Source organism: Actinocrinis sp., from assembly GCF_035653575.1.
GTDB lineage: Bacteria > Actinomycetota > Actinomycetes > Streptomycetales > Catenulisporaceae > Actinocrinis.
Genome location: NZ_DASRBQ010000008.1, coordinates 1 through 12817, shown reverse-complemented (window position 1 = coordinate 12817; position 12817 = coordinate 1). Strand labels below are relative to the sequence as shown.

The 12817-nt window shown below is 69.7% G+C and carries 11 protein-coding genes and 1 pseudogene; 4 read left to right on the top strand and 8 right to left on the bottom strand.

The window, feature by feature from the left end:
* Positions 1-66 precede the first annotated feature (66 nt).
* From VFA06_RS01250 to VFA06_RS01235, 4 genes are all read right to left on the bottom strand, one after another.
* Positions 67-1479 (bottom strand): HAMP domain-containing sensor histidine kinase, encoded by a 1413-nt coding sequence (locus VFA06_RS01250; protein WP_324838458.1) that lies wholly within the window; start codon positions 1477-1479, stop codon positions 67-69.
* A 7-nt stretch (positions 1480-1486) separates the two neighbouring features.
* The gene (locus VFA06_RS01245; RefSeq protein ID WP_324838457.1) at positions 1487-2158 is read right to left on the bottom strand and encodes a response regulator transcription factor; all 672 of its coding nucleotides are present in this window, start codon (positions 2156-2158) and stop codon (positions 1487-1489) included.
* A gap of 113 nt (positions 2159-2271) precedes the next feature.
* Positions 2272-2946: a hypothetical protein gene (locus VFA06_RS01240; RefSeq protein ID WP_324838456.1), complete on the bottom strand. Its 675-nt coding sequence runs from the start codon at positions 2944-2946 to the stop codon at positions 2272-2274.
* A 174-nt stretch (positions 2947-3120) separates the two neighbouring features.
* Positions 3121-4998, bottom strand: a complete 1878-nt coding sequence (locus VFA06_RS01235) for a glycosyl hydrolase family protein (RefSeq protein ID WP_324838455.1) — start codon at positions 4996-4998, stop codon at positions 3121-3123.
* Between the two features lie 190 nt (positions 4999-5188).
* Between VFA06_RS01235 and VFA06_RS01230 the strand changes: the two genes are divergently transcribed.
* The gene (locus tag VFA06_RS01230; RefSeq protein WP_324838454.1) at positions 5189-5869 is read left to right on the top strand and encodes a class I SAM-dependent methyltransferase; all 681 of its coding nucleotides are present in this window, start codon (positions 5189-5191) and stop codon (positions 5867-5869) included.
* Here the strand turns inward: VFA06_RS01230 and VFA06_RS01225 are convergent.
* The 3 genes from VFA06_RS01225 to VFA06_RS01215 form a co-directional block, all read right to left on the bottom strand.
* Positions 5846-6268, bottom strand: coding sequence for a hypothetical protein (locus VFA06_RS01225; protein WP_324838453.1), 423 nt, complete (start codon positions 6266-6268; stop codon positions 5846-5848). The two genes, VFA06_RS01230 and VFA06_RS01225, sit on opposite strands and share 24 nt — an antisense overlap.
* A gap of 50 nt (positions 6269-6318) precedes the next feature.
* Positions 6319-7239, bottom strand: coding sequence for a metallophosphoesterase family protein (locus VFA06_RS01220; protein ID WP_349260006.1), 921 nt, complete (start codon positions 7237-7239; stop codon positions 6319-6321).
* Positions 7240-7331: 92 nt separating this feature from the next.
* Complete coding sequence (locus VFA06_RS01215) at positions 7332-7868, bottom strand: cupredoxin family copper-binding protein (protein WP_324838451.1); 537 nt, start codon at positions 7866-7868, stop codon at positions 7332-7334.
* Between the two features lie 148 nt (positions 7869-8016).
* On the opposite strand from VFA06_RS01215, the gene VFA06_RS01210 reads away from it, so the two are divergent.
* The 3 genes from VFA06_RS01210 (at position 8017) to VFA06_RS01200 (ending at position 10725) form a co-directional block, all read left to right on the top strand.
* Complete coding sequence (locus tag VFA06_RS01210; protein ID WP_324838450.1) at positions 8017-8637, top strand: RNA polymerase sigma factor; 621 nt, start codon at positions 8017-8019, stop codon at positions 8635-8637.
* An 8-nt stretch (positions 8638-8645) separates the two neighbouring features.
* Positions 8646-9380, top strand: a complete 735-nt coding sequence (locus VFA06_RS01205) for a Rieske (2Fe-2S) protein (RefSeq protein WP_324838449.1) — start codon at positions 8646-8648, stop codon at positions 9378-9380.
* A 94-nt stretch (positions 9381-9474) separates the two neighbouring features.
* Positions 9475-10725, top strand: coding sequence for an ROK family transcriptional regulator (locus VFA06_RS01200; protein ID WP_324838448.1), 1251 nt, complete (start codon positions 9475-9477; stop codon positions 10723-10725).
* A 170-nt stretch (positions 10726-10895) separates the two neighbouring features.
* On the opposite strand, the pseudogene VFA06_RS01195 reads toward VFA06_RS01200, so the two are convergent.
* Positions 10896-12817: pseudogene (locus tag VFA06_RS01195) on the bottom strand (beta-mannosidase); the annotation flags it as partial.

The following is a 12817-nucleotide window of genomic DNA, read 5'->3' as shown; positions in this document are numbered from 1 at the left end:
TTCGGGACCCGCGCCGGCCACTCACGTCCGGGCATCGGGGATCGTCGAGCGCTTTCGAACGATCCTCTAGCGCGCGGCCGGGATGATGAAGCGGAACTCGGTGCCGGGTCCGGGATCACGCGAATAAGCGCCGACCTCGCCGCCGTGAGCGTCGGCGATCTGGCGGACGATCGAGAGGCCGAGGCCGGAGCCCGGCTTCGCGCGAGCCTCGGTGGACCGATAGAAGCGGTCGAAGATGTGCGGCAGGTCGGCTTCGGGGATGCCGGGTCCTTCGTCCGCCACGGAGAACCACGCGCGATCGGGAGCGGCGCCGTCAGGGGACGGCGACGTTCCTACCACGACGCGGACGGTGGCGTCGGACGGGCTCCATTTGACAGCGTTGTCGAGCAGGTTGCCCAGGGCGCGCTCGATCGCGTCCGGATCGGCGGTGATCAGGCAGGGCGCGAGGTCTGTCGCGAATTTCAGCCCGGGTGCGCGCTTGGCCGCGCGGGCGACGAGCTCGGCGGCGATCAGGTCGAGCCGCAGATCCTCGTAGTGGGCCTCGGCCTCGCCGTAGCGGGCGAGGTCCACGAGGTCGTTGATCAGCGCTTTGAGTTCACCGCTCTGCTCACGGGCGGCGGCGAGCAGCTGCGCGGCCTGCGGATCGGCCAAGCCGCCCGGTTCGGCCAGTAGCTCAAGGTTCGTGGTGAGGCTGGTCAGCGGGGTGCGCAGCTCGTGGGAGGCGTCGGCGACCAGCCGGCGCTGCTGCTGGATCGAGCCGTCAAGGGCCGACATCATCGCGGTGAAGGAACGGCCCAGCCGGCCGATCTCGTCCTGGCCGCTGACGTCCACGCGCGTGGAGAGGTCCTGGGTACGCGCGACATGCTCGACTGTGTCGGTCAGGGCGCCGACCGGTCGCAGGACCCTGCCGGCGAGTAGCCGGGTCGCGAAGGCCGCGGCGAGGGCTCCGCCGAGCACGAGCCCGATGAGCAGGTCACGCAGGCGCGACAAGGGCGCCAGCGCGTCACTCTGCGGCTTCGCGACCCGCAGCAGCATGCCCGCCCTCGCGCTGTAGACCGAGGTGTAGAGCCGGTAATCAGTGCCCTGGTACTTGATGGTGGTGAAGTAGGCGGGTGCGTCGCCGAGCGCGAGTTTGGTGTCCGCGTCGCTGACAGGCACGAAGGGCGTGGGCGTGCCTGCGGCCTGGGTTCCGTCGACGAACTGGATCAGCACGTCGCCGACTTTGAGCGGCGCCGCGGAGGCGAGCGTGCCTCCTGAGCTGCCTAGCTGCTCCTTGAGTTGCTGCGCGAACTTCGGCGAGGTGGTCGCGGTGCTGATCAGCGAGGTGTCGAGCTGGTCGTGCAAGTCGCGGTCGGCGGCCGGGTACAGCACCAGCGCGGCGGCCAGCAGCGCCACGAACACCGCCAGGCCGCCGGCGAGGGTGACGCGGGCGCGCAGGCTCCGCGGCGGAAGCAGGGGCAGGCGGGGACGCTGGCGCATTCGTCGGTCACGGCTCCTCGCGTAGCACGTAGCCGAGGCCGCGCACGGTTTGGATCAACCGTGCCTCGCCTCCGGCCTCCAGCTTCGTGCGCAGATAGCTGATATAGACCCAGAGCGCGTTGGAGCCTGGGCCGAAGTCGTAGCCCCAGACCGCCTGGAAGATCGCGGTGCGGCTGAGCACCCGGCGCGGATTGCGCAGAAACAGCTCCAGCAGCGCGTATTCGGTACGGGTGAGCGAGAGCAGCCGGTCGCCGCGCCGGGCCCGGCACTCGGCCAGATCGAGTTCGAGGTCTGCGAAGGCGAGCACCTCGCGGGCCTGCCCGCTGCGGCGCAGCAGGGCCCGGAGGCGGGCGCGCAGCTCGTCCAGGGCGAAGGGCTTGACGAGGTAGTCGTCCGCGCCGGCGTCGAGCCCGGCCACCCGGTCGGCGACCAGGTCGCGGGCGGTGAGCATGAGGATCGGGGTCTCATCGCCGCGCTCGCGCAGGATCCGGCACACTTCCAGGCCGTTCGGCTCGGGCATGAGCACGTCGAGGACGATCGCCTGGTAGCGGTCGGCGGCGGTGTGACGCAGCGCGCCCGCGCCGTCCGTGGCCTCGGCCACTTGGTAACCGTCGCGGCGCAGCGCGTGGGCGAGCGCCCGGCGCACCGCCTCGTCGTCATCGACCACCAACACCTGCATGGCGTCATTGTGGCCCCGGTCGGCGCGACCGCGTACCGGTCGGGCGGAGCGCTGCGCTCGACCGGTACGCGTCTCGGACATGTGGGTCACCTCTCGGTGTCCGGGTCCCGATATTAGGAGTTGGGTGACGCGGTGGATGTCGGCATCGATGCGCGCAGGTCCTGCTTGAGCGTCATCAGGTCCTGGCTGAGCTGATCGGTCGTGATGTGCAGGCTCGCGGCGATGGCGCGGAACCGCGGGTCGTTCGGGTCGATGCCCTGGCCACGCGGACTGTCCTGAATGTGCTTGAGCTGGTCGAACACCTGGGCAGCGCGCGCCTGACTGACGTGCAGGATGCCGGCGAGGGCGCTAACGATCCGCGGGTCGGACGGCCCCGGGGACTTCACGCCGGGGTTGCCTGGGCCGTTGGTGCCGAACACGTCGGTGAGCACGGCGGCGGCCTCGTGGGTGCTCACGCCCAGATCGTGCGCGACGACGGCGACGACGCGGGCGTCCGTCGGCCCGGCGCCGAGCTGTCCCATGGTCTGCTTGGCGTCGGTGATCGCGGCGATGAGGCGCTGCGGATCGACGTGCAGGCTCGCGGCGAGCTGGGTGAGCCAGTCCGCCGGCTTGCCGGGCGTGCCCGATCCGGTGGGCGAGGGCTTGGCGACCGGGCCGCTGGACGAGGCGGACGGCGACGGGCTCGATCCCGAGGTCGCGGCGGCCGCGCCAGCCGCACCGGTGATCAGCGCGACGGCGGTACTCGCGGCGATCATGCGCCATCGGGAGTGCATCAGACGGGTGTGCATGAGATCGGGCTCCTTGGGTGAACGAGTGCGGGAGACGACTCCGATCGCGTCGTCTCCCGCCAGTTCACTCGCGCGGCCTTCAAGCTCCCGTCGGCGAACCTTAGAGTCAGCTCAGAGCAGCGTCAGCCCGTAGACCTCGTCGGCTCACTGAGCTTGTCAGCGCTCAGAGCTGCGTCAGCCCTCTGCCCAGTTCTCGCTGGGACTGCCGTTGCAGGTGTAGATGTCGGCGGTCGCGCCGTCGGCGGTGGAGGCGCCGAGGACACTTAGGCACTTACCGGACTGCGCGCCGACGATCGTGCCGCCGCTGTGCACCGTCCACTGCTGGTTGGCGCCACCGTTGCAGCTCGCGATGTCGACGGGGGCGCGGTCGGCCGTGGAGCTGCCCGCGACTTCGAGGCACTTGCCGGAAAGGCCGCCGACGATCGTGCCGTTCGTACCGAGGGTCCAGTTCTGACTCGCGCTGCCGTCGCACGTGGAGATATCCGCGGCAGAGCCGTCCGCCGTCGCACCGCCGGTCACGCTCAGGCACTTGCCGGAAAGGCCGCCGACCAGCGTGGTGCTCGTTCCTCCGCCGCCGCTCTGACCGCTGAGGGTGATGAGCGCGGCGCTGCCGGCCGGGACCGAGACCGTCAGGGTGCTGCCGTTCACGGAGACGGGGGTCGCGGTCGGCGCGGGCAGAGTGCCGTTCGACTGGACGGTCTGGCCGCCGAGGGTGATGCCGGTTTTTGCGGTCAGGGCGCTCGCGGTGAGGTTGACGCGGCTACCGGAGGTGAAGGTCGCGCCGAGATCGAGCTGGAGCGTTGTCGCGCCGGTGGTCGCGGGGTCGGTCACGTTGTCGAGCACCACGGTCATGGTGCCGTCGGCGTGCTTGACCGCGTAGGCGCGCACGGTGGCCCAGGCCGGGTCGGTCACATTGAGGAAGCTGCCGGTGCCGATCTCGTGCACTGCCGCGAGACCGTAATACTCGGGCTGCGCGGCGAGGGTACCGGTGTTCGCGTCGGCGGCAGTCGGGGCGCACAGCGGCGTGTAGTACATGAACAGCGGCTTGCCGGTGTCGCACTGCAGGACCGTGCCGTGCATGTAGTCCCCTGATACTCCTTCCCGCGCGAAGTCGAGCTGTTCGTCGATCTCCCACAGCGCGGAGGCGTAGACGTCGCTGACGCCCGGCATGCCTTCGCAGACCACGGAGTTGCCCTCGTCGAACACGGCCGGGAGGTTCAGCTTCTTCGCCTGGCTGACCGCGCCGTCGGCCGCCGCGGTCTCGTTGTTGCGCACGGTGGTGCCGAGCAGCTGTGCGATCGTCGGATTGCTCGTGCTGCTGCAATCGCTCAGCGGGTAGTAGTGGCTGGTCAGCTCGATGACGTTGGGATGTGAGAGCCTGCTTTCGGCGTTGACGAAGGCGGTCTGGAACGTGCCGGTGGGCGAGCCGGCCGCGTCCGAGCCCTCGATCCGGACGCCGGGTACGGCCTTGGTGATCGTCGAGACGTAGGCCTGGAAGTCGGTGAAGTACTGCGCGGTGTTGCCTTTGTACTGGGAGTACAGGTCCGGCTCGTTGCCGATCTCGACGGCCTGCAGGGAGGAGCCGAGCGCGGCGGCGGCGTGGGCGGCTTCGTCGGCGGCCCGGGCCGGGTCGTAGTGCTTCATGTTGACGCCGAGGATCACCTTCCAGCCGCTGGCCTTCGCGAGGGTGTTCAGCGCGGTCAGGTCGGCGGGGGTGATGGTGGCGATGGACCAGGAGGGCGCGGTCTCGCCGGTCGAGGTCCAGAAGGTCTGGTCGACGGTGTTGCCGCCGATCCGCAGCACCGAGGAACCCAGGGTCTTGAGATAGCTGGCGAGGTTCCCGGAGGTGAACGCGGGCAGCGCGAGATCGGAGGCCTCGTAGGAGAGGCCGAGCGAGCCGGCGGTGAGCGCGGTGCCGGTCGTGGTCTGGGCGATGGTGACCACGGCGGGGGCCGCGGCGTACGCCGTGGGCATGGGGACCACGGCGGCCGCCGCGACGAACGACGCTGCGAGCAGACCGACCGTGCGGTGGTGCACTTGCCGTCTGGGCATGGCGAAACCTCGACCCTGGCAGCAGATTCACGAATGTGAATTCTGATTAGGCTGGTGAACGCGGTCACGATATGAGGCTTCGCAGGGGGCGTCAATGGGGTGAGCGGCCCGCGCGGCGGGCAAGTGTCGGGAGTGCGCCAAACTCTCGGCGACCGCCGATTGTCGGTGGCCGCGAGTACGGTCCTCGACCGTGATCGAACCGGACTTCGTGCGCACCACGCGCGCCTTCTATGACACCGTCGCAACGGACTACGCCAAGCGATTTCGCGATCCGTTCGCGACCAGGCCGCTGGAGCGCGCGTTCCTCAACGCCTTCGCCGAGTTGGTACGCGCGCAAGGCGGTCCGGTCGCCGATATCGGCTGCGGTCCCGGCGACACGAGCGGACTGCTGCACACGCTCGGCGTACCGGTGTTCGGAATCGATCTTTCCTCGGAGATGATCGCGCTGGCCCGGGGCACGTATCCGGCCCTGCGGTTCGATCAGGGTTCGATGTTGTCTCTCGAGATCGAAGACGCTTCGCTGGGCGGCCTGGTCGCCTGGTACTCGACCATCCACACCCCGGACGAGCGGTTGCCGGACGTCTTCGCCGAGTTCAACCGAGTGCTGACTCCCGGCGGCCACGCGCTGCTCGCCTTCCAGGCCGACGCCGAGCCGCGGCACGTGACCTCGGCGGACTTCGGCATGAGCGGCGAGCCGGTCGGGCTGACCTTCCTGCGCCGCTCCCCGCAGCTCGTCATTGAGCTGCTGGAGCGGGCCGGATTGAGTCTGCGGGCGCAGATGGTGCGCGAGCGGGAGGGCACGGAAACGGCCCGGCAAGCGTTCCTGCTCGCCCATAAGGAGCCGCGGTCAGCTGCCGAGGACACCGCGTAGCAGTGTACTGAGGCCGCCGTGTCGCCGAAGCAGACGGGTGATGACCAGCGCGAGAATCAGCACGGTGGCCACCTCCGCCAGAACACTGATGAGCGCCTGGGGCGCCGGCTGGAACCCGTGCTCCGTGAATCCGAACACGCCGACGGTGCGCGAGGCCGCGAATCCGCCGAGCGCGCCGAGGGCCGCGCCGGCCGCCGCCACGTGGATCAGCGCGGGCGCGGGCAGGAGCGAGGCCGCCAGCAGCAGCGTGGCGAGCGCGAACGAGGCCGCCGCCTGGATCAGGAACATCACGCCGATGGCGTGAATGAACCGGTAACCGTCAAGGTAGAGCTGCGCGTGGATGTAACCGCTGATCGTGAGCGTGACAGCCGCGGCTGTCTGCAAGATGCGTGTCGGCACGTCGGCTGCTGCGCGCGGCACGGATCGGATCGGGTCTGCCCTCACGTCGGTCATGCGAGCCTCTGATCGGTGATCGCCAGGCTCGTGTCGCCCTGTCGGTACTTGACCGTGCGGATCCCTAGCGCGTCCTGTAGCTTCCCGGCGGGCAGGACTTGCGGAGTAGGCGCGGGAGCCTTACCCGGCTTCGGCAGCGGGTAGGCGGTCGTGGTCGCCGAATGGAAGGTCACATTGCCTTCCACGCGCGTGAACAGCTGGTGCACATGCCCGTTGAGCGCCGTGACTGAGGCGAAGCGCCGCAGAAGGTTGAGAACCTGGAGCGCGTCGTCGGTGCTCCAGCCCCACTTCGGATACATGGCGAACAGCGGGATGTGGCTGAAGAGCACGATGGGCGTGTCCGAGGAAAGACCGGCGACGTCCTTGCGTACGAAGTCGATCTGGTCTTGCCCGAGGTGGCCCAGCTTCTCCAAGCTCAGGGTGTTGACGAGCGCGATGAAGTGCACGCCGTGCGTGTCGAAGCTGTACCAGCCGTCGCCGACCGTGTCGGCGCCGAAAGCCTGTCGATAGGCGCGGCCTTGATCATCGACCGAGTCGTGCTCTCCGGGAACGGTGAACACGCGCTCGGTGCGCATGCCGCTCATCATCTGCTTGACCTGGTCGAACTGCGCAGGTGTGGACAGGTGCGTCAGATCGCCGGTGTGCATCACGAAGTGCGGCCGGAAACCAAGGGTGTTGATCTGGTAGATCGCGCGGTCGAAGGACCCTGTCACGTCGGTGTTGGCTGGACCGGCGAAGCCGATGTGGCTGTCGGAGACCTGAACGAACCGCAGCGCGTTGGCGTCGGCGGCGCTGGCGGCCGCGGCGGCACTGTCCCGGTCGTGGGCGATGTGGCTGATCACCTCGCCGCCGCTGACGCTGAGCACGACCGCCGCGCCGAACCAGCCGGCGTGCCTGGCGAGTTGGCGGCGAGTCATGCCCGCCGGCCCAGGGGCGGACGCCGGGTCGGGAGCGGACGCGGCCGGTTCGGCGGAGCCGCTGGGCTCCGCGGAGCCGCTGGGCTCGGCGGTCATGGCGTCACCGTCACTGTCGCGGTCATGAACGGGTGGATGGTGCACAGGTAGCTGTACGTGCCGGGCTTGGTGAAGGTGTACGAGTACGACTGGCCGGTGCTCAGCGCGGTGGAGTTCAGCGGACCGCTGTTGTGCTGGCTGGTGACCGTGTGCGCGTCCGAGTCCTGATTCGTCCAGGTCACCTTGGTGCCGGCCTTGACGGTGATCGCGGCGGGGGCGAACGCGAAGTTCTTGATCGTGACCGTGTTTGCCGCCACCGGCGCGCCGCCCGCGGCCGGGGCCTGGCCGGCGCCCGCGCTCATCGTCATGCCCGGCATGCCCGCCATCGCGGAATCGGTGGGCGCCGGGACGGCCCCGGTGCTCGTGGAGCCCGGCTGGCCGGCCAGCGCCGTCTGGCCGCCACCCGGGCTGAGGGCCGTGGCCGAGCCGGACGCGGCCGCCGGGTGTGACGGGCTTGAGCAGGCGGCCAGCGTGAGCGCGGCAGCCACGAGCAGCGCGCCCAGGAGCGGTTTGCGATGCAGATGAGTGTTCACGCAAAGGGGATACGGGGCCGGGTTACAGCGCAGGTCAGCGCGATGTAACCCGCTTCCGTATCTCTACTTGGACGCAGAAGAGGATCGGTGCGGAAAGGAACAGGCGGGCGTGAACGGCGCTCTAGCATGAATCGTGATCGGACGCCGCATGGCTCAGTCGCTGAGGCTAGGCGTGCGCGCGGCCTGGCCTGACGAGGCGCCGACGAGGCTTCCGGGCGCTGTCTACCCGGACTGGGACGCGATCTACGCCGACAACGTCGGGCGCATCTACCGGCTGATGTTCGCGAAGGTCGGCAACCGTCCCGACGCCGAGGACCTCACCTCACAGGTGTTCCTGACCGCGTTCGGACCGCTGCGCACCACAGCGGGGGTAGGGCAGGTGCGGGCGTACCTGACCGCGACCGCGCGCACGGTGCTGGCCGAGCACTGGCGGCGCACGCTCGGACATCAAGTCACCGAGATCGACCTGGAAACCACCGACCTCGAGGACTACACGGGCTCCGCCCCGGCCGACGAGACCGCGAACGGTCCGGCCCAGGAGCGCGCGGCGCGTATTCTGCGTGCTCTGCCCGAACGGCAGCGGCAGATCCTGGTGCTGCGGTTCCTGCGCGGCTACTCGATCCGGCAGGCCGCCACCGAGCTCGGCGTCTCGATCGCGAACGCGAAGGTGTTGCAGCATCGAGCCCTGCGGGCGGCCGCGGGCCTCGACAAAGAACAAAAGGACAGAGAACAAAAGGACAGAGAGCAGAAGGAAGGGGAGGCGTCATGAGGCACCCGGTGGACCGCTACGTTAACCGGCTGCTGCGCCGGCGCCGCCCCAAGCCGTTCGCCCCGACCCAGGACGAATTGGCCGTGATGCGCACCGCGATCGACCTGATGGGCGCGGCCCCGGACGCGCACGGCCCGCGTCCGGCATTCGTCGAGCAGCTACGTGACCGGCTCGCCGAGCAGGAGCGCGCCGAGCAGGGGACGGAGGCCGCCGCGCCGGCCTGGCGCACTCCGGCACGGCGCCGGTTTCTCACGGCCGGTGCGCTGACCGCGGCCGGAGCGGCGGCCGGGGTCGGCGCGGATCGGATGGTGGTGATCGCGAGCGGCGCGGATCAGAACGGCCGGCCCGGGCAGCCGGGACCGCAGCAGCAGCCGGCCCCGGGCGAACTGACGCCTACCGTGGGCGTCTGGCGTGACGTCGCCGCGTCCACCGATCTGGCCGAGGGTGAGGTGCGGCCCTTCGATTTGGGCGCGGTCACCGGCTTCCTTCGCCGGGCGTCGGGGCGGGTGCAGGCCGTCTCAGGGATCTGCACCCACCAGGGCTGCCGGCTCGATCTCGCCGCCGCGCGCGACAAGCTCTCCTGCCCCTGTCACGGCGCGACCTTCACCGTCGCCGGAGTGAACCTCACCCATCCCCGCCAGTCCAGCGGCCCGCTGCCCGCGCTCCCCCGGCTGCCGGTGCGCGAGCAGGGCGGCGTGATCCAGGTCTACGCCCCCGCGTCGAGCCCTTCCGACCAGGGCTGATCCGCCATCGCGGCGCACCATCTACCGGCCGCACTCCAGCTAGGCTCGTGTCCAGCGCATCCGGAGACGAACACAGCCGGCGAGAGGAGCAGCGGTGGCCGAAGAGTCGGCGTGGAATCGGACCGTTCTGCGCGTGAACAACGAGCGGCTGCTGCTCGGCAGGCTGCGTGCCGACGGGGCCACCTCACGAGCCGAGCTCGCCCGCATCACCGGCCTGTCCAAGCCCACGGTCTCGACCGCGCTCGGCCGGCTTGAGCGAGCCGGCCTGGTGCGTGAGGTGGGGAAGGTGGCCAACGCGGGCCGGGGCCGCTCGCCGGTGCTCTACGAGGCCGATCCGACGGCCGGGTACGCGATGGGCATCGACATCGGGCGCAGCTGGATCCGCGCAGCGGTGACCGACCTCGACGGCGTGGTGCTCGGCCGCGGCGAGGAACGCAACCAGGCGGATGACGCGGACTCGCTGGTCGCCACCGCCGCAGCGCTGGCCAGGCGGGTCGCCGCGCAGGCGGGCCTGGAGTGGTCCAGTGTGCTGCACACGGTGGTCGGCAGCCCGGGCGTGACGGACAGCGCGACGCATTCGGTCCGCTACGCCGAGAATCTGCCCGGGTGGGGACGGCAGGGCGCGACCGACCTGCTGCAGCGCGAGCTGGGAACCGGCCTCGAGGTGGTCAACGACGCGAACCTCGCCGCGCTCGGTGAGTATTCGGTGGGTGCGGGGCAAGGTTGCGAGCTGTTCGTGTACTTGCTCGTCGGGACCGGCATCGGCGCGGGGATCGTGGCCGGCGGAAAGCTGTTTCTCGGTGCGCACGGAGCCGCCGGTGAGGTCGGCTACCTGCCGTGGGGCACGGACGGCACGGACGGCACGTACGGCGCGGCCGACGCGGCCGGCGGCGCGAACGGGACCGATGGCGGCGCGGGTAGCTCCGCAGGCGACGCCCCGACGCGCGGGATGCTCGAAGACGCGGCGGCCGGCGAGGCGGTTCTCGCGCTGGCGCGGGCGAGCGGGCTGACGGAAGTCGGCTCCGCGAAGGAGGTCTTCGACGCGGCACGCGCCGGGGACGAGCGCGCACTGGCGGTCGTCGGCCTTGAGGCCGAGCGGCTGGCGCACGCGGTCGCCGCGGTGGCCGCGGTGATCGACCCGGCGCTGGTGGTGCTCGGCGGCGGCATCGGCGACAACGCGGATCTGCTGCTGGAGCCGCTGCGCGCGGCGCTGCACCGGATCACCCCGCTGCGTCCGGGCCTGGTGCCTTCGCAGCTCGGCGGGGACGCGGTGCTGCGCGGAGCGATCGCCACCGCGGTGACCGCGGCGCGGGAACGGGCGTTCGAGGTCTGGAACGCCGGCTAGGCCCTGTGTGAAATGTGGCGCCGTGTCGAAAGTGGTCATGGGCGACCGGCGCAGAGACGGGCGGGGCGGTAGGCCGCGAGTGCCTACCGCCCCGCCCTCACCTCCCGGCTCCACCCACTAGAACCGGCTCAGAGGAGGATTCGCAGAACCCTGTTTCGAATCCTATAGGGTCAGGACACCGGGATGTCCAGCTTCGGCACGTTCCAGCCTGAGACGCTGATCACAGGTGAAGATCCGTTTAAGTCCACAGAGCTGTAACTCGCGGTCAGGGTCTCGGACTCGCCAGGCCAGAGCGTGATGTCGTTGCCGCTCCAGATCGAGGTCTGCAACTCGTTGTCCCCGGACAGCTCCGCGCCTGACGCGGTACCCCGGCGCACATCAGCGCGCAGGAAGAACGCGACCGTGGGTTTGTTCGAGTTGTTGGTGATCGTCACGGTGACCTGCCGGTCGGAGCCGGCCGGGCCCGGCACGGCCGAGGAGGTCGCGGTCGCGGTGATCGAGGCCTGCGCCAGGTTCTGCAGAGCCTTGAGGTTCGCGTACTGCGACATGGTGGCCTGTGGGTTGCCGATGGTCTTGGACCAGTTGACCGCGTCCGGCGTGGTCGACTCCCAGTAGACATTGCGGTCCACGACCGCGCCGCCGCGCCGGACCAGCAGCTCGACGAAGAAGACGGTGCCCGAGGCGGTGGGCACACTCGGCTTGAGCACGGAGTTCTTCACCTGCTGGGAGGCCAGCGTCAGGCTGCCGGAGGTCTGGTCGTCGAGCAGCGCGCCAGCGGTGTTGTAGACCTTGGCTTCGACGGTGACGCCCGTCTGGCTCGTGCCGCTGAGGTTGTCCAGCGTGACGGTGCCCTTGTCGAGCGCGTAGATCGCGTGCAGCGACCGGTTGGCGGTCTGGGCACCGAAGTACGCGCCGGCCTGGTCGTAGTCGTTGTTGTAGAGCGACCAGAGCAGCGTTGGCCAGCCCTTGTTCAGCTGCCAGTAGATCGTGCCCGTGGACGGCGCGATGGAGTTGGTGGAGTGGTCGATGAAGGCCTCGAACTGCGCGCGCGTGTCCTCGTAGTTCTGCACCTGCGCCTCTTCGACGTACTGGTCCAGGCCGGACCAGGCGCCGTAGCGATCGGTGATCGCGGTGTCGAGGTTGTAGAGGGTGCCGAAGGCGTAGCCGGTGTGCTTGGTGCCCTCGTAGTTGTCGTGGTACTGGTTGGCGCTCGGCTTCTGCCAGAGGGCTGACTTGTCGGAGGACGACAGGAAGCGGTTGATCGAGTCGAGGGTCGGGACGGTGTTGCCCGAGCTCTGCTCGCTGTCGTAGCCCCAGGAGCCGCCGGCGTTGGTCAGCGTCGAGTCGCCGCTGTCGTAGTGGCTGGTGTCGTACCAGTAGTTCGGCGGGACCCAGTCGTACGGGCCCTCCTTCTCTCCGGAGGTGCCGAGCTGCGGGCTGCTGTTGTACTCGGCGGAGGAGATGAAGGGGCCTGAGTAGTCGGCCGCGGTGAAGCCCTTGAGCGCCAGCGACTCCTGGTTGGCGGTCGGCGCGTTGTCGCTCCACTGGAAGCTGAACACGGAGGGGTGGTTGCGCAGGCTCTCGCCAACAGTCTGTGCGGTGAGCTGGTAGTTCGCGTTCTGAGCGCTGGTGTAGCTGGTGGACTCCCAGAAGTCGCAGCACTGATATCCGGCGTTGACCAGGATGCCGGCGGCGTCCATCTGGCGGTACCAGTCGTCCGGCATCAGGTGCCCTTCGAGCCGGATCGTGTTGACGCCCATGGCCTTGAGCAGGCCGATCTGCCGCGCGGTGTCGGCCGGGTCGTAGCGCAGGAACAGGTCGGGGTCCCAGCCGCCGCCGCGGATCACGATCGGCACGTTGTCGACCTTGAAGGCGCGCACGCCGTCCGGCGCGGCGGTCGAGGCGCCGGTGAGGTACGAGGTGACGGTGCGGATGCCGAAGGTCTCAGTGGTCGAGTTCAGCGACGTCGAGCCCTGCGACACCGAGGTCGTGAGGGTGTAGAGCGGCTGCGCGCCGAGCTGGTACGGCCACCAGATCCGCGGGTTGGCGAGGGTCAGGCTCGAATAGGCAGCGGGCGCGAAGGTCACCGTCT

Bases quoted from the DNA above. Each gene is read 5' to 3' on its own strand.
- VFA06_RS01220 (WP_349260006.1), bottom strand. From the start codon at position 7,239: ATGACTCGCCGCCAACTCGCCAGGCACGCCGGCTGGTTCGGCGCGGCG.
- VFA06_RS01210 (WP_324838450.1), top strand. From the start codon at position 8,017: ATGGCTCAGTCGCTGAGGCTAGGCGTGCGCGCGGCCTGGCCTGACGAG.
- VFA06_RS01250 (WP_324838458.1), bottom strand. From the start codon at position 1,479: ATGCGCCAGCGTCCCCGCCTGCCCCTGCTTCCGCCGCGGAGCCTGCGC.
- VFA06_RS01245 (WP_324838457.1), bottom strand. From the start codon at position 2,158: ATGCAGGTGTTGGTGGTCGATGACGACGAGGCGGTGCGCCGGGCGCTC.
- VFA06_RS01240 (WP_324838456.1), bottom strand. From the start codon at position 2,946: ATGCACACCCGTCTGATGCACTCCCGATGGCGCATGATCGCCGCGAGT.
- VFA06_RS01235 (WP_324838455.1), bottom strand. From the start codon at position 4,998: ATGCCCAGACGGCAAGTGCACCACCGCACGGTCGGTCTGCTCGCAGCG.